Origin of the sequence: Bradyrhizobium sp. Mp19 (assembly GCF_029952935.1) — a bacterium.
In the GTDB taxonomy this organism is placed as follows: domain Bacteria; phylum Pseudomonadota; class Alphaproteobacteria; order Rhizobiales; family Xanthobacteraceae; genus Bradyrhizobium; species Bradyrhizobium elkanii.
The window spans coordinates 1-18,002 of sequence record NZ_JASAUT010000096.1 but is presented as its reverse complement, the minus strand read 5'-3'; the positions used below and the strand labels follow the sequence as shown (position 1 = coordinate 18,002).

Sequence of the window (18,002 nt, the reverse complement as noted above, 5' to 3'; positions counted from 1 at the left end):
AGCGCCAAGGACCCAACGGCTTCCCGCCCACCCTCATCCTGACAGACTTCCAAGACACAGGGACCCATAACCACAGGCAGGTGTTTTGCGAAGGCTGGAGCTCCAGCTGCGCACAACAACCGACATCGGTGGTTATGGGTCCCGGCCTTCGCCGGGACGACACCGATGTTTGTTTCGCCAGCCACGCCTCACTTGGTCAGCGGGCAGCCGCTTTCCTTGGCGGTGAAGAAGGCCTTGTCGCCGGGCACCACGGCGATCTGCTTGTAATAGTCCCACGGCTTCTTCGACTCCGAGGGCTTCTTGACCTCGAACAGATAGAGGTCGTGCACCATTCGGCCGTTCGCGAGCACCTTGCCCTTGGCGAAGGCGTCATCGACCGGCAGCTCCTTCAGCTTGGCGGCGACCGCCTCGCTGTCCTTGGTGCCGGCGGCCTTCACCGCCTTCAAATAGCTCAGCGTCGCCGAATAGGTGCCGGCATGGATCATGCTCGGCATCCGGCTGGTGCGCTTGAAGAAGCGCTCGCTGAAGGCGCGCGAGGCATCGTCGTGGTCCCAGTAGAAGCCCTCGGTGAGCACGAGACCCTGCGCCGCCTCGAGCCCGAGACCGTTCACCTCCGACAGCGTCATCAACAGGCCGGCGAGCTTCTGCCCGCCGCGCACGATGCCGAACTCGGCCGCCTGCTTGATCGAGTTGGTGGTGTCGAGGCCGGCGTTGGCGAGCCCGATGATCTTGGCCTTCGAGCTCTGCGCCTGCAGCAGGAAGGACGAGAAGTCCGACGAATTGAGCGGCACGCGGACCGAGCCGACCACCTTGCCCTTCTTCGACACGACGATGTCGCTGGTATCCTTTTCCAGCGCGTAGCCGAAGGCGTAGTCGGCGGTCAGGAAGAACCAGGTGTCGCCACCCGCCTCCGTCAGCGCGCCGCCGGTCCCGACGGCGAGCGCGCGGGTGTCATAGGCCCAGTGGAAGCTGTAGGGCGTGCAGGCATCGCCCGTGATACGCGAGGTCGCCGCGCCGACCACGATGTCGATCTTCTTCTTCTCCTTCGACAGCTCCTGCACCGCGAGCGCGACCGACGACGTCGTGAGCTCGGTGATCATGTCGACGTTCTCGACCTCGTACCAGCGTCGCGCGATCGCGGTCGCAAGGTCCGGCTTGTTCTGATGGTCGGCGGTGACGATCTCGATCTTCTGTCCCAGCACCTCGCCGCCGAAATCCTCGACCGCCATCCGCGCGGCTTCGAGCGAATATTTGCCGCCGTAGTCGGCATAGACGCCGGACTGATCGTTCAGGATGCCGATCTTGACGCCCTGGGCCATCGCCGGCGCCGCAAGCATCAGGCTGCAAGCCGCGACCGCGGCCAAAAATCCGGACTTCATTCTATGCTCTCCCAGCAGTTTCTATCAGGAAAATCGGCGCGACATTATTTTATAACCCCACGCCTGCCCATCTCTTTCCGCTCAGCCAAAAGTATGGGCTGCGTCGGAAGGTACTCGCTGCTTTCCCGTCACCCTGAGGAGCGCGGAACGCGCGTCTCGAAGGGTCGACGGCCCGGCTCGTGGCCGTGCACCCTTCGAGACGCCTGCTTCGCGGGCTCCTCCAGCGACAAAGGCGAAGCCTTTGCGCGGGGGTGACGGACACAAGTGTAGGCTGCTCAACCCGCCACAGTCGCCTTGGGCTCCGCCGGCTTGCCCTCGTTCTTTCCTTCCGCGAGGTTGCGCACCACCATGTAGAAGATCGGCGTGAAGATCAGGCCGAACAGGGTGACGCCGAGCATGCCGAAGAACACGGCAACACCGACCGCCTGCCGCATCTCGGAGCCCGAACCGGTCGACACCACCAGCGGCAGCACGCCGAGGATGAAGGCGAACGAGGTCATCAGGATCGGCCGCAGCCGGAGCCGGCAGGCTTCGATCACCGCGTCCAGCCGCGACCGACCCTCGAGCTCGATGTCGCGCGCGAATTCGACGATCAGGATCGCGTTCTTGGCGGCCAGCCCCACCAGCACCACGAAGCCGATCTGGGTCAGGATGTTGACGTCCTGGCCCATCAGACGCACGCCGATCGTGGCCGCGAACAGGCACATCGGCACGATCAGGATCACCGCGAACGGCAAGGTCCAGCTGCCATATTGCGCGGCCAGCACCAGATAGACAAACAGCACGCAGATCGGGAACACGTAGAGGCCGGCATTGGCGCCCGTGACCTGCTGGTAGGACAGGTCGGTCCACTCGAAGGAAAAGCCGCTCGGCAATGTCTGGTCGGCGAGCTGCTTGATGGTGTTGAGCGCCGTCGTCGAGCTCACGCCCGGTGCCGGCTCACCCTGCAATTCGGACGCCGAGTATAGATTGTAGCGCGCGACGCGGTCGGGTCCCGAGACGTCCTTGAAGTCCACGATGCTGCCGAGCATCACCATGTCGCCGGCAACGTTGCGGGTGCGCAGCCTTGCGAGATCGGGGCTATCTTTCCGGAACGGCAGATCGGCTTGCGCGGTAACGTGATAGGTGCGGCCGAACAGGTTGAAGTCGTTGACATAGGTCGAACCAAAATAGGTCTGGATCGTGTCGTTAATGTTGGCGATCGGCACCCCAAGCTTCTGCGCCTTGACGCGATCAATGTCGACGAACAGCTGCGGCGTGTTCGCGGTGAACGGAGAGAACACCGACGTGAGAGACGGCGATTTGCGCGCGGCTGTCACCAGTTCATCGGTCGCGGAGGCCAGCAGTTCGGGTCCGCGCCCCTGGCGATCCTGGACACGGATGGTGAAGCCACCACCGGTGCCGATACCGGGCACGGCCGGCGGCGGAATGACGATGATGAAGGCGCCCTGGATCACCGAGAGACGCTTGCGCAATTCGGCCGTGATCGCGTTCGCCGTCAGCCCCTTCTTCAGGCGCGCCTCCGGCTCGTCGAATACCGGGAACAGCGCCGCGGCGTTGCCCTGCTGCGTGCGCGTCGCACCGGAGAAGCCGGCGAAAGCCGCGACGCGAACGATGCCCGGCGTATCCAGCGCGATCCGCTCGATCTCGCGCACAACAGCGGTGGTCCGCGCCAGCGACGCGGCGCCCGGCAGCTGCGCCGAGATGATGACATAGCCGCGATCCTGCGCCGGAATGAAGCCCTGCGAGGTGGTCGCGAGCAGCCAGCCGGCGCTGCCAATCAGTACGAGGTAGAGCGCAAGCATCACCACCGTATGCCGGATCACGAAGTCGGCCACCGATGCATAGCCGTGCGCGAGCCGGTCGAACACGCGGTTGAACAGCGCGGTGAAGCTATCCCAGCCGCGCGCGATGATGTTCCAGCGCGCCGGCGGGCGTTTCTCCTCATGCGGCACCAGGATCTGCGAGGCCAGCGCCGGCGACAGGGTCAGCGAGCAGAAGCAGGAGATCGCGGTCGCGACCGCGATCGTCACCGCAAATTGCTGGAAGAACTGCCCGGAAATGCCGCCGAGGAAGGCGGTCGGCACGAACACCGCGCACAGCACGAGCGCGATCGAGACCAGCGCGCCGCCGACCTCCTCCATGGTCTTGAGCGCAGCGTCGCGCCTGCTCATGCCGTGCTCGAGATGTCGCTCGACATTCTCGACCACCACGATGGCGTCGTCGACCACGATGCCGACCGCCAGCACCAGACCGAACAGCGTCAGATTGTTGATCGAGAAGCCGAGCGCGGCCATCACCGCGAAGGTGCCGACCAGCGACACCGGGATCGCGATGATCGGGATGATCGCAGGCCGCCATCCCTGCAGGAACACCAGCACCACGATGACGACGAGCGCCATCGCCTCGTAGATCGTCTTGATCAGCTCGTGGACCGATTGGGCGATGAATTCGGTCGGGTTGTAGCCGATATTGTAGTCGAGCCCCTTCGGGAAACTCGCCTTCATCCGCTCCATCGTGTCGGAGATGCTCTTGGCGGTGGCGAGCGCGTTCGATCCGGGCCGTTGCGTCACCAGCAGCGCGACGGCGGATTTGCGCAGCAGGAAGCTGTTGGTGGCGTAGGACAGCGCGCCGAGCTCGACGCGGGCGACGTCGCGCAGACGTACCGTGCGGCCGTCGGAGCCGGCCTTCACCACGATATCCTCGAACTGCCTGATGTCCTTGAGGCGGCCGGTGAAGACGAGGTTCGGCTGGAAGGCGCGATCGGCGATCGGCGGCTCGGCGATCTGTCCGCCGGCGATCTGCAGGTTCTGCGCCCGGATCGCCGCCAGCACCTCGGTCGATGTCAGACCGAGATTGGCGATCCGGTCGGGATCGAGCCACAGCCGCATCGAGTAATCGCGCGCGCCGAACATCTGGATGTCGCCGACGCCATCGAGCCGCAACAGCTGGTCGCGGACCTGCAGCAGCGCGTAGTTGGAGATGTAGAGCTGGTCGAACGTGTCGTCGGGCGACAGCATGAACACGACCATCAGGATGTCGGGCGAGTTCTTGCGCGTGGTCACGCCGTTGCGCTGCACCTCTTCGGGCAGCCGCGGCTGCGCGATCGCGACGCGGTTCTGCACCAGCACCTGGGCCTTGTCGAGGTCGGTGCCGAGCTTGAAGGTCGCGGTGATGGTGAGCTGGCCGTTCGACGTCGCCTGGCTGTAGAGATACAGCATGTCCTCGACGCCGTTGATCTCCTGCTCGATCGGAGCGGCGACAGTGTCGGACACGGTCTGCGCCGAGGCGCCCGGATATTGCGTGGTGACGACGACGGTCGGCGGCACCACTTGCGGATATTCCGAGACCGGCAGCGTCGGATAGGCGATCGCCCCGACGATCAGCAGCACGATCGACAGCACCATCGCGAGGATGGGCTGGTTGATGGAGAGCCTGCCGAGATTCATGGTTTGGCACCTGCGGCGGGCTTGTCAGCGGCGGCGGGCTTGTCGCCTGCGGCGGGCTTGGAATCCGCCGGAGCCTGCGCCATTTTCGGCGTCACCTTGGCGCCGACGCGGGCGCGCTGCAGGCCGTCGACGATCACGTGATCCTCCGCCTTGAGGCCTTCGCGAACAACGCGCAGGCCATCGTCGAGCGGCCCGAGCGTGACTGCTCTTGCTTCCACCGTGTTGTCGTCCTTGACCACGAACACGATCTTGCGCGACTGGTCGGTGGCAACCGCGCTGTCCGGGATCAACAGCGCCTCATAGGGCGACGAGCCGATGATGCGGACGCGACCGAACTGGCCGGGCAGGACCGACAGATCCTTGTTCGGAACGACCGCGCGGCTGCGCAGCGTCGCGGTCGAGACGTCGAGCCGGTTGTCGAGGAAGTCCATCTTGCCCTCATGCGAGGGCTTGGTTTCGCCGGTCAACGCGATCTGCACCGGGTTCGCCGTGTCGCGCGAGCTCGGCCGCCTGCCTTCGAACCACAGCTTGCTGTTGCGCTGATAGGTCGCCTCGTCGACGTCGAAATAGATGTAGATCGGATCGAGCGACACGATCGAGGTGAGCAGCGTCGCGCCGCCCTCGCTGCCCTGCACCAGATTGCCCGGGGTCACCAGATGCCGGCTGACGCGGCCCGTGATCGGCGCCAGCACATGGGTGAATTCGACGTTGAGCTGCGCGGCCTTCAGGGTGCCTTCGGCCTGCGTCTCGGCGGCGCGTGCCGCCTGCAACGCCTGGCGGCGCTGGTCGACGACCTGCTCAGAGACCGCGCTGGTCTGCACGAGGTTCAGCCCGCGCTCGAGATCGCGCTTGGCAAGCTCCCCCTTGGCGCGCGCGTCGGCGAGCTGGCCTTCGGCCTGCAGCACGACCGCCTCGAACGGCCGCGGGTCGATGATGTAGAGCAGATCACCCGCATGGACGATCGCACCATCCTTGAACTCGACGCTGTTGACGAAGCCACCGACACGGGCGCGGACCTGAACCTCCTCGATCGCCTCGAAGCGGCCGGTGAACTCGTCCCAATCGGTAACGGTGCGCTTAACCGGCTGCGCCACGGTCACGGGCGGCGGCGGAGGCGCGGCCTGCGATTGCGCGCTCTTGTTGTCGCAGCCGCCGAGCGCCAGCGCGGCCAGCAGCCCGATCGGCGCAAGACCGAACCAAGGCCTGAGCGACGGGCCGCGCGAGGCATGGCGGCGAAGCGAATGACGCTCGACGCCGGTCACCGGAGCCACACGTCCCGTTCTGTCAATCGAACTCAATTCCCTCTCCCCCAGGATCAGTGCAGGGCTACCAAAGTCGCAATTGGACTTGCGGTGATTCAACGCGGATGGACCACCGCAATGTCGCGGCAGCGGACGTCACAGATGTAGCCGCTCCCCAGTCTGTTCAAGATGGCCGCCGGATCAAGCAAATAGTTGCGTAGTCTGAAAGCCTTACGACGTGATCGCGAAGCCGTGACGACGGGAAGGGACAGATTCACTGGCCTTTCGGGTGAGGAGAGATCACAGATGGTTCGCCGGGAATCAATTACAAGGCGAATCACCGACACATATCCGTCACACAACGCCAATTCGGTCTGCGGCGCAGAAACCACCGGGGGTCGCACAAGATTAAAAATGGTCGAATCCCCATACTCTACCTCCCGCTGCATGGCCGAATCGTGGTTAACGACGCAGTGTCACGTGGACACACATTGACACTCGGAAACATCGACAATACGGTCGTGGTTGCCAACCGGTAAATTTTCTTGGCCGCCGCGCTTTTCTCGAACATTCATTGGGCTTTTCTCGCGGCGTGAGTGAGTGGAAGCGATTACGTAATGGCAAGCGCATTTGATCTTGCTGATGTCGGGACTCCGCAACCGTCGCGGTGTCCGCATATTGCGAGCGGACCGGTGCGATCTCGGGTCGCCTGTGGTCAACCTCAACGTGTGAAATGCTTCACACGTCATCGTCTCCAACAAATGTAGTTATTGATCGGCTTTCACGCCGATCGCAGGAGTGCTCATGACGACCATACCTGCCTATACAATCGGTGGTTTAACGCGCCCCGAGCTTCATCTAGATCCGAGCGGCAATATCATTCTGGATCCGGCCGCGCAGGCGTTCGTCAATACATATGGTCTGCAATATCTTTACCTCGGCTGTCCTCCCGGCACGCCGTATCCGCCGGTGCCCGGCTTCCTGTCGCCTCCGACCGACGCCAATTCCGGCGCCAACACGGTCGTTGAGGGCGCCGCAGCCAATACATCGGTCGGCATCACCGCGCAATCCACCAGCCTGATCGGTCTTCCGGTCACCTATTCGCTGGTATCCGATTCCTCGCATGGCGGCTTCAAGGTCGATCCGCATACCGGCGTGGTGTCGATTGCCGATCCCTCCAAGGTCGATTTCGAGAGCTCCGGCGGCAGCTACGTCGTCAATGTGCAGGCGACCGACGGTATCTTCGTCTCGTCGCAGAGCTTCACGATCGCGGTCAGCAATGCGCCGCCCTCGACACCGACCGACGGCAACGCCACCGCCAACGCCGTCAACGAGGGCGCCGCGGTCAACACCTCGGTCGGCATTACCGCGTCGTCGGCCGACGTCAACGGCCCCGGCGTCACCTACTCGCTGACATCGGACTCCTCCAATGGCGGTTTCAAGATCGATCCCACCACCGGCATCGTCACCGTCGCCAATTCCACCAAGATCGATTTCGAGACCGCGCCGGGCCACGCCTACACCATCACGGTCCAGGCCAGCGACGGCCATGGCGGCGTCAGCTCGCAGAGCTTCACGATCAACGTCAACGACGTCGCGATCAGCACCCCGATCGACATCAACGCCGCCACCAACAGCGTCGTCGAAGGCGCCGCCGTCAACACGCTGGTCGGCATCACCGCCTCCGCGGTCGATCCGAACGGCCCCGCAACCACCTATTCACTGACCGGCGACACCTCCGGCGGCGGCTTCGCCATCAATACCACGACGGGCGTCGTCACCGTCGCCGATCCGAACAAGCTCGATTACGAAAGCGCGCCCGGCCACGCCTACACCATCACCGTCCAGGCCACGAGCGGCGCGAGCTCGACGACGCAGACCTTCACGATCGGCGTGACCGACGCTGCACCGTCGGCGCCCGCCGACTCTGACGCCGCGGCCAACTCCGTGGTCGAAGGCGCCGCCATCGGCACCGCCGTCGGCATCACCGCGCACGCCACCGACATCAATGGCGGCACCGTGACCTATTCGCTGGTCGGCAATGCCCACGGCCTCACCATCAACGCCGCGACCGGCGTCATCACCGTCGCCGATCCCACCCAGATCGATTTCGAAACCGCGCCCGGCCACGCCTACACCATCACCGCACAGGCCAGCGACGGCACGCAGACCAGCACGCAGACCTTCACCGTCAACGTCACCGACGTTGCGCCGTCGACCCCGGTCGACAACAATGCTGCCGCCAATACGGTTGTCGAAGGCGCGGCCGCCGGCACCACGGTCGGCGTCACCGTATCCTCGACCGACATCAACGGCCCGGGGGTGACCTATTCGCTGACCGGCGACACCTCCGGCGGCGGCTTCACCATCAACGCGACGACGGGCGTCATCACCGTCGCGGACCCGAGCAAGCTCGATTACGAAAGCGCGCCCGGCCACGCCTATACCGTCACCGCGCAGGCCAGCGACGGCACCCTTGCGACCTCGCAGACCTTCACCATCGCCGTCACCGAAGCCCCGCCGTCGACCCCGGTCGACAGCGACGCCGGCGCCAATGCGATCGCCGAAGGCGCGGCCAACGGCTCGACCGTCGGTGTCACGGCGTCGTCGATCGACGTCAATGGCCCGCCGGTGACCTATGCGCTGATCGGCGACACCTCCGGCGGCGGCTTCACCATCGACGCGACAACCGGCGTCATCACCGTCGCGGATAGCACCAAGCTCGATTACGAAAGCGCGCCCGGCCACGCCTACACCGTCACCGCGCAGGCCAGCGACGGCACGACGGCGAGTTCGCAAACCTTTACGATCGCCGTCACCGACGTCGCGCCGTCGACCCCGGTCGACTCAGATGCCGGCGCCAACACCGTCCTTGAAGGCGCAGCCAACGGCTCGACCGTCGGCATCACCGCGTCGGCGACCGACATCAACGGTCCGGCCGTGACCTATTCGCTGATCGGCGACAGCTCCGGCGGCGGCTTCACCATCAATGCCGCAACCGGCGTCGTCACGGTCGCCGATTCGAGCAAGCTCGATTTCGAAAGCTCGGGCGGCAGCTACACCGTCACCGCGCAAGCCAGCGACGGCACGCTGGCGAGTTCGCAGACCTTCACCATCAACATCGCGGATGTTGCGCCATCGACCCCGGTCGACGGCGATGCCGCCGCCAACAGCGTTGTCGAAGGCGCGGCCGCCGGCACTGCGGTCGGCATCACCGCGCATGCGACCGACGTCAACGGCCCGGCCGTGACCTGGTCGTTGATCGGCGACACCTCCGGCGGCGGCTTCACCATCGACCCGACGACCGGCGTCATCACCGTCGCCGACCCGACCAAGATCGATTATGAGAGCAGCGGCCCAACCCATTCCTACACGGTGACCGCGCAGGCCAGCGACGGCACGCTGGCGAGCTCGCAGAGCTTCACCATCGCCGTCAACGACGCCGCACCGTCGACCCCGGTCGATGCCGACGCCGGCACCAACACGATCGCAGAAGGCGCTGCCAACGGCTCGACCGTCGGCATCACCGCGTCGGCAACCGACGTCAACGGCCCCGCCGTGACCTGGTCGCTGATCGGCGATACCTCCGGCGGCGGCTTCACCATCAATGCGACGACGGGCGTCATCACCGTCGCGGACAGCTCCAAGATCGACTACGAAGGCCCGGCCGGGCACGCCTACACCGTCACCGCGCAGGCCAGCGACGGTTTGCTCACGAGCTCGCAGACCTTCACCATCGCCGTCACCGACGTCGCGCCGTCGACCCCGGTCGATGCCGACGCCGGCGCCAACCGCGTTGCGGTCAACGCGCCGATCGGCGCGGGAACCGGCGTCACGGCATCCTCGACCGACGTCAACGGCCCCGCCGTGACCTATTCGCTGGTCGGCGACACCTCCGGCGGCGGCTTCACCATCAATGCGACCACCGGCAAGATCACGGTCGCCGATCCCAGCAAGATCAACATTGCCGACCCGTCCTATGACGTCACGGTCGATGCGAGCGACGGCACGCTGCACAGCCAGCAGACCTTCACCATCGCCGTCGTGGTCGACCAGGCGCCGGTCGTCACCGCAGGCCACACGCTGAACTACACCGAGAACCAGGCTGCGACCGTGATCGATTCGGCGATCACCGTCACCGACGGCGACGACGCCAATCTGGTGTCCGCGACGGTGCAGATCACCGGCAACTACACCAACGGCCAGGATGTCCTCGGCTTCACCAACCAGAACGGCATCACCGGCTCGTTCAATGCCGCGACCGGAACGCTGACGCTGACCGGCTCCTCCAGCGTCGCGAACTACCAAACCGCGCTGGCGTCGGTGACTTATATCAACACCAGCGACAATCCGTCCGGGCTGGCGCGCACCGTCACCATCACGACCAATGACGGCACGCTCGACAGCTCACCCGTCACCGACACCATCAACGTCACCCCGGTCAACGACCCGCCGGTCGTCACTGCTGGTCATACGCTGAACTACACCGAGAACCAGGCCGCGACCGCGTTCGACCCGGCGATCATCGTGTCCGACGTCGACAACACTACGCTGACCGGCGCGACGGTGCAGATCACCGGCAACTACGCGAACGGTCAGGACGTCCTCGCCTTTACGTCCCAGAACGGCATCACCGGCTCGTTCAATGCGGGAACCGGCATGCTGACGCTGACGGGCACCGCCAGCGTCGCCGATTATCAGGCCGCGCTCGCCTCGGTGACCTATCAGAACACCGGCGACAACCCGTCGGGCCTGGCGCGCACCGTCACCATCATCGCAAACGACGGCACAGCGACCTCCACGCCGGTCACCGGCACCATCAACGTCACGCCGGTCAACGATCCGCCGGTCACGACCGCCGGCGGCACGCTGAACTACACCGAAAACCAAGCCGCGACCGTGATCGATGCGTCGGTCAACGTGACCGACGTCGACAGCGCCAATCTGACCGGCGCGACGGTGCAGATCACCGGTGGCTTCGCCGCCGGCCAGGACGTGCTGGGCTTCGTCAACCAGAACGGTATCACCGGCTCTTACAATTCCGCGACCGGCGTGCTGACGCTGACCGGCTCCTCCAGCGTCGCCAACTACAAGGCCGCGCTCGATTCCATCACCTATTTCAACTCGAGCGACAACCCGTCCGGGGCCGATCGCACCGTCAGCTTCACGGTCACCGACGGCACCGACAGCAGCAACACCTCGACCTCGACCATCCATGTCACCCCGGTCAACGATGCGCCGGTCGTGAGCTTCGGTGCCATCACCGGCTTCTCCGAGCCGCCGAACGGCACGCCGGCAGCGAACTCGACGCCGGTCACGATCACGCCGAACCTGACGATCACGGACGCCGAAGGTAACAACCTGACCGATGCGACCTTCGTGCTGAACAATCTGAAGCCGTCGGATGCGCTGTCGATCGCCGGCCACGCCGGCAACAGCGGCGATATCGGCGGTATCCACTTCGAGATCACCAGCACTGCGGGCACCGAAACGATCAGTTTCAGCGGTACCGACACGCTCGCGCACTACAATGCGGCGCTGGACCTGATCCAGTTCAACAACACCAGCGAAAACCCCGACACCACCGCGCGGTCCTACAGCCTGACCGTGCACGATGACGGCGGTACCGCGAATGGCGGCAGCAACACTGGGACGGGATCGACGACAGGAAGCGTCACCGCCGTGGACGACGGACCCACCGCGTCGGTGCCGGCGGACAATTCGATCGGAACAGCGTTCTCGCACACCAATTTCGCGATTTCAGGGCTCTCGGTCGCCGACATCGATGCCGCGAGCGGCAACGTCACGGCGACGATTGCCTCAAGCCATGCGAACCTGACCTTCAATACCGCCGGGCTCGCCAGCTTCACCAACAACAGCAGCCACACGGTGACGCTGACCGGCACCGTCGCGCAGGTCAACACCGCGCTGGCGACGCTAACCTACAACAGCGATGACGGCTTCACCGGCTCTGATACCGTCACGCTGAACATCAACGACAACGGCAACACCGGTACCGGTGGGCCGCTCACGTCGGGCGCCCAGACCTTCCATGTTGGCGTCGTGCCGCAGGTGTTCTACATCGACAACTCGCCCACGGCGCTGGCCAACAGCGCCAATCTCGGCACCGCGGCCGATCCATACACCTCGATCGCCGCCTACAACGCGGCGAATCCGGCCGGCTCTGGCGACTATGTCGTGCTGAGGTCCGGCACATATACCGAGGCCAACGGCATCAATCTCGCCAACGGCGTCAACCTGGTCGGCGGCAGCCACTCCTTGACGTTCACCAATCCGGTGACCGGCGCCGTGGTAACCGCGAACACCGCGACCGGCACCGATCCGGTGATCAAGGTGACCGGCGCCGACAACGGCATCGACCTGCTCGGCACGTCCGGCCACAGCATCAGCGGCGTCAGCATCGATACCTCGGCCTCGACCGGCATGGGCATCAGCGACGACAACAACAATGTCGGCACCGTCACGATGTCCGACATCACGGTCAAGACCGCCAGCGGCACCGGCATGAGCTTCACGCATGGCGGCACCATCACGCTGACCGGCACCAACAACTCCATCACGTCAGGCACCGGCACCGCGCTCGATGTCGAGAACACCCAGATCGGCTCGTCCAACCTCATCCTCAAGAGCATCACCTCGAGCGGAGGGTCCAACAACGGCATCATCCTGTCGAATACCGGCACGGCCGCCGGCAATGGCGGCCTGCACATCACCGGCGACGGTTCGACGGCCGGCAGCGGCGGCACCATCGCCAACAAGACCGGCGCCGACGGCAGCACCGCGCAGGGCAGCGGCGTCTATCTGAACAACACCAAGGACGTTCAGCTCTCTTATCTGGCGATGCACGACTTCCAGAACTACGGCATCGTCGGCACCAACGTCACCGGCTTTACCCTCGGCAACACCACGGTGACCGGTACGAACGGCACCAGCGTCGGCGGAATCGGCGAGGGCGACGTCTACTTCACCGGCCTGTCCGGCACGGCGTCGGTGACGAATTCGACCTTCACGGGCGCGGCGCTCGATGCGTTCCACGTCTTCAATAACAGCGGTCAGACACTCAACCGCATCACCATCACCGGCTCGACCTTTGCGACCAATTCGGCGGCCGGAAACAGCTCGGGCGACGCCCTGGTGTTCCAGGCCACCGACGGAACATTCAACGCGACCGTTCAGAATTCGACATTCACGTCGGCGCGCGGCGACCTGTTCCAGCTCGATCTGCACGGCGGCGTCAGCTCGGACCTCGTGCTGAACGGAAACAGCTTCTCGAACAACAACCAGAACATCGTCTCGGGCGGCGGCGGCATCACCATCAGCTCCGGCGGGACCGGCGACCACGCCAACCTGACCTTCAATATCGCCAACAATACCATGCGTGATGCCCTCGGCACCGCGCTCGCCATCAGCACGGGATCGGGAGCAAGCTCGTTCAACGGCACGATCGATTCCAACACGATCGGCGTCGCCGGCGTCGCGAACAGCGGCTCCGCCCAGGGCAGCGACATCGGCTTCGTCACGATGGGCGGGGCCAATTCCAGCGTCACGATCACCAACAACCATCTGTATCAGTACAACAACGACGGCATCGAACTGCAGACCGGTGACGCTGCGAACGGCGGCAACGCCCTATTGACCGCGATCGTCATGGGCAACACGGTGTCCAACCCCGGCACGTTCGGTAATCATGGATTTGAGCTCAACGCCGGCACGGTCGCAGGCGATGCGCAGAGCGTCTCGCTGACGCTGGGCGGCACCGGCGCCCAGGAAAATCAGTTCCTCGGTTCGGGCGCGAATGGCGGCACCGATATCCGGCTGCGCGATCGGTTCGACACCACCGTCGGCCTGCACGCGGGCGATGGTTCGTCCTATGGCGGCGGCGCGACCGATACCGCCGCGATTTCGAGTTACGTCCTGGCGCACAATACGGTCACCACGGCGCCGACATTCAGCGTCACGGCGGGCAGCACACACGGGTTCGGCTCATCGCCGCTGCTCGCCGCGGACGGCGGCGTGCAGGCCGCCGTCGCGACCCCGGGCGAAACCCACCTGACACAGAGCGAGCTCGACTCGGTCGTCTCAGCGGCCATTACCCAATGGGCAAAGGCTGGCGCAGACGCGGATCAACTCGCCGCGCTGCGTGCCGTGACCTTCAGCGTCGCTGATCTCGCCGGCCAGGTCGTCGGCCTGGAAAGCGCCGGCCACATCACGATCGATACCGATGCCGCCGGCCATGGCTGGTTCGTCGATTCGACACCGTTGGACAATTTTGAGTTCACCCACGCGCTCAACGCTTCCGGCTCCGATCTGCAGACCGATCCGTCGACAGCCGCAGCAGGTCATCTCGATCTATTGACCGCCGTGGTCCATGAATTGGGACACGTGCTCGGCCTCCCCGACCTGACGTCGTCATCGGATGTCAACGACTTGATGTATATCAGTCTCGCCGATGGCGAGCGGCGGCTGCCAACTGCGGCGGATGTCACGCAAGCCAACGTGGGATCGGCGAAGGCGATGCCCATGCAGAGCGACACATCCGCAAACCTCAACCGCGACGGCTTCGACTTCTCGTCGTTCACCCAGACGCCCTCGCAGGCCAACACCGGCCATGCGGACCTGGCCGCGAACACCCAGGCCTTTTCCGATCTGTTCAGCGGGCACGCCAATGCCGGCCCCCCCTGGTGGGTCGGCCACGAGACGGTGTTCGCGGCCATGGGTGGCACGCCGGCCGACAATCACGCCCAGCCGCACCATGACCTGATCGTCTGATCGGACGCCGTATCGACCGCACAGCGCCTGCCGAACCGTTTCGGCAGGCGTTGCCTCTGACGGATACCAGCAAATTTCAATCGCCTCATGATGTCTGCGTGGACATGTCCGATTCGTGACAACGGTGCCGCCAGCGGCGATACCGTCTCGTCGCGAGCCGCGAATGACTCGAAAAAAAACGCAGGAGCCCGACAATCGTTGAGGTTGCACTGGCCGTAAAACACGCTATCGTGCAGACGTTGCATACGCAGCATCATTGTCTCGAATTTTTTACAAATCGTACGACGTATTCGCGGAGGACCTATGGCTGATCCGTATCTTTCCGAAGTCCGCATGATGTCGTTCGGCTTTGCGCCCAAGGGCTGGGCATTCTGCAACGGCCAGCTGCTTCCCATCGCTCAGAATCAGGCGCTGTTCTCGTTGCTGGGCACGACCTATGGCGGGGATGGGCGCGTCACTTTTGGCCTGCCCGACCTTCGGGGCCGGGTGCCGATCAGTACGGGCGCTGGCTATGCGCTCGGCCAACGCGGCGGCGAGGAGAGCCACACGCTCACGATCAACGAGATGGCGCAGCACAATCATTTGGCCAACGCCACCAACAGCAACGGTAGCCAGCCGCTCGATTCGGGTGCCTATCTCGGTGCCTTCAACAACGGCTACAGCACGTCGACGACCGACATTACCCCGCTCAATCCCTTGACCGTGGGCAATGCCGGCGGCAGCCAGGCCCATCAGAACATGCAACCGTTCCTGACGATCAATTTCAGCATTGCCCTCCAGGGCATTTTCCCCTCGCAGAATTGACGAGAAGCGCCGATGTCAGAAGCTTTTGTAGGCGAAATCCGTATGTTCGGCGGCAACTTTGCCCCGGTCGGATGGAATTTCTGTGACGGCAGCCTGTTGGCGATCTCCCAGTACGACGCGCTGTTCAATCTGATCGGCACCACCTATGGCGGCGACGGCCAATCTACCTTCGCGGTCCCCGATCTGCGCGGCCGTGTGCCAATCCACACGGGCACCGCCAGCAGCGGCACGACCTATGTCATGGGGCAGACTGGCGGCGTCGAAAACGTAACACTCACGACGCAGACGATCCCGCAGCATTCACACGCCTTCATCGCCGCGAAGCAGACCGGCACCGCGTCGAACCCGCAGGGAAATATTCTCGATCAGACGACCGGTACGATCGCCATGTATATCGACGGCCAGCCGCCCGATGGCCCGATGGCGAGCGGAATGCTGACGAATACCGGCGGGAACCAGCCGCACAGCAATTTGCAGCCGCTGCTTTGCGTCAGCTTCATCATTTCGCTGTACGGCATTTTTCCGAGCCAGGGCTAGGAGCGCGACGACATGTCCGATCAGTTTCTCGCCGAGATCCGCATCTTTCCATTCAACTTCGCTCCCAAGGGCTGGGCCTTCTGCGGCGGTCAGATCCTGCCGATCTCGCAGAATACGGCGTTGTTCTCACTACTCGGCGTCACCTATGGCGGCAACGGCACGTCGAACTTCGCGCTTCCCAACATGCAGGGCAACGCACCGGCGGCGCCCGGACAGGGCCCCGGGCTGTCGCTGTATGACCTCGGAGAGACCACCGGCTCTCCCAATGTGACGCTGCTGCAAAACCAGATACCGCTTCACAACCATCCTGTGAACGTCGGCACGCAGGACGTCGCTGACGTTCAGGTCCCCAGCCCGACCCGCATCCTGGGCAAATCGGCCAATGCCTTCGCCTATGTGCCCGGTAGCGCGACGCCAACACTGACGCAGATGAACGCCACCATGATCGGCATGACGGGCGGCAACCAGCAGCACAACAACATGCAGCCTTACCTCACGCTGAACTTCTGCATCGCGCTGCAGGGCGCCTTCCCGGCGCGCGGCTGAGGTCGTCTTGGGTCTCGACGCGCCAGGCACCACGCCCGCACCAGCGTTCGGCTGGACGCGCGCGGCCGCTTCCGGCTGCCGCTTTCGCCGCCTGGCGGAGCCGGATCTGCCGTTCCTCGGCCAGCTCTATGCCTCGACCCGCGCCGAGGAGCTGGCGCCGGTGCCCTGGAGCGAGGCGGACAAGGCCGCCTTTCTCGATCAGCAATTCCGTGCCCAGCACGCGCATTACCAGAAATACTATCCGAACGCCGACTGGCTGGTGATCGCGCAGGGTGGTGAGGACATCGGCCGGTTCTACATCGAGCGCTGGCCGAGCCAGCACCGCATCATCGATATCGCCTTCATGCCGGCGCATCGCGGCAAGGGTTATGGCGCGGCGCTGCTGCGCGACGCGATCGACGAGGGGGCGGCCGCCGGCAAGGACGTCTCGATCCATGTCGAGAAGCTCAATCCGGCGATGCGGCTCTACCGGCGGCTCGGCTTCATCACCGAGGAAGACAAGGGCGTTTACGACCTGATGCGGTGGCGGGCGGCAGGAGCTTCCGACCGTCAGGTGAAGACCGCCTGATAGCCATTGCCATCTCCGAGCGGGCCGATCGGCACCAGGAAGATCTCCATCACGCCCCGCGCCGGATGCCGCACCGGATAGATCGCCTGCGGCAGCCACGCGCCCTTCGGGCCCGTGAACAACAGCGAGAACGCACCGCCCGGCCGGCCGCTGTTGCCCGCGGGCTCGACCTTGGCGAGCTTCAGCGCCACCGCGCGATCCGCCGCCTGCATCTCGAACTCAGCATCCTGATGCGGCGTGAAGTCGTCAATGTGCAGTTTGGCGAGATCGACGGTGGATGTCATGCGCACGTCCCTGTTGCTTTCGAGGTGTAACACACGCCGCGATGTTGCCGTCAAGATTTCTGCCGGTCATCCGATTTCGACCTGAAGCTTTCACCGTCATTCCGGGGCGCCCTCTGCTTCCAGGGGGAGGCAAGTAAACGCAAGACTCGGATGCAGCGCGCCGCGACGATGCGGATGTATGACTCACGCGAGCGCCACATATTCGATGTCGTCCCGGGCAAGCCAACGGGTCGGCGCGAAGCGCCGCCCGATGACAGGCTCCGCGCGACCAGGGACCCATAACCACCGATGCCAATTGTTTAGCCAGCGCTCGGGCCACGGCTCACTTCAACAACGCAACCCTGTGGTTATGGGTCCCTGTGTCTTGGAAGTCTGTCAGGATGAGGGTGGGCGGGAAGCCGTTG

The 18,002-nt window shown here is 64.5% G+C and carries 9 protein-coding genes; 5 read left to right on the top strand and 4 right to left on the bottom strand.

Annotated elements, in window-relative coordinates:
* Nucleotides 1–188: 188 nt before the first annotated feature.
* The 3 genes from QJT82_RS43055 to QJT82_RS43045 all read right to left on the bottom strand — a co-directional run bounded on the left by QJT82_RS43055 (nucleotide 189) and on the right by QJT82_RS43045 (nucleotide 6,009).
* Entirely contained in the window at nucleotides 189–1,379 is a 1,191-nt protein-coding gene (locus tag QJT82_RS43055; RefSeq protein ID WP_028344242.1) for an ABC transporter substrate-binding protein, read from the bottom strand.
* A 275-nt stretch (nucleotides 1,380–1,654) separates the two neighbouring features.
* Entirely contained in the window at nucleotides 1,655–4,828 is a 3,174-nt protein-coding gene (locus QJT82_RS43050; RefSeq protein WP_028344243.1) for a multidrug efflux RND transporter permease subunit, read from the bottom strand.
* Nucleotides 4,825–6,009 (bottom strand): efflux RND transporter periplasmic adaptor subunit, encoded by a 1,185-nt coding sequence (locus QJT82_RS43045; protein ID WP_245288905.1) that lies wholly within the window; start codon nucleotides 6,007–6,009, stop codon nucleotides 4,825–4,827. The genes QJT82_RS43050 and QJT82_RS43045 overlap by 4 nt, the downstream gene beginning before the upstream one ends.
* Before the next feature lie 864 nt (nucleotides 6,010–6,873).
* Between QJT82_RS43045 and QJT82_RS43040 the strand changes: the two genes are divergently transcribed.
* From QJT82_RS43040 to QJT82_RS43020, 5 genes are all read left to right on the top strand, one after another.
* Nucleotides 6,874–14,859, top strand: a complete 7,986-nt coding sequence (locus QJT82_RS43040) for a cadherin domain-containing protein (protein WP_028344245.1) — start codon at nucleotides 6,874–6,876, stop codon at nucleotides 14,857–14,859.
* 303 nt (nucleotides 14,860–15,162) lie between these two features.
* Nucleotides 15,163–15,663: a tail fiber protein gene (locus QJT82_RS43035; protein ID WP_028344246.1), complete on the top strand. Its 501-nt coding sequence runs from the start codon at nucleotides 15,163–15,165 to the stop codon at nucleotides 15,661–15,663.
* 12 nt (nucleotides 15,664–15,675) lie between these two features.
* Complete coding sequence (locus tag QJT82_RS43030) at nucleotides 15,676–16,200, top strand: tail fiber protein (protein WP_028344247.1); 525 nt, start codon at nucleotides 15,676–15,678, stop codon at nucleotides 16,198–16,200.
* A 12-nt stretch (nucleotides 16,201–16,212) separates the two neighbouring features.
* The gene (locus QJT82_RS43025) at nucleotides 16,213–16,746 is read left to right on the top strand and encodes a tail fiber protein (RefSeq protein ID WP_028344248.1); all 534 of its coding nucleotides are present in this window, start codon (nucleotides 16,213–16,215) and stop codon (nucleotides 16,744–16,746) included.
* 7 nt (nucleotides 16,747–16,753) lie between these two features.
* Nucleotides 16,754–17,314 carry a GNAT family N-acetyltransferase gene (locus QJT82_RS43020; protein WP_035633357.1) on the top strand — a complete coding sequence of 187 codons (561 nt, stop codon included), beginning with the start codon at nucleotides 16,754–16,756 and terminating at the stop codon, nucleotides 17,312–17,314.
* Here QJT82_RS43020 and QJT82_RS43015 read toward each other — a convergent pair.
* Nucleotides 17,296–17,598 (bottom strand): hypothetical protein, encoded by a 303-nt coding sequence (locus QJT82_RS43015; protein WP_245288904.1) that lies wholly within the window; start codon nucleotides 17,596–17,598, stop codon nucleotides 17,296–17,298. The two genes, QJT82_RS43020 and QJT82_RS43015, sit on opposite strands and share 19 nt — an antisense overlap.
* Between the last annotated feature and the right edge of the window lie 404 nt (nucleotides 17,599–18,002).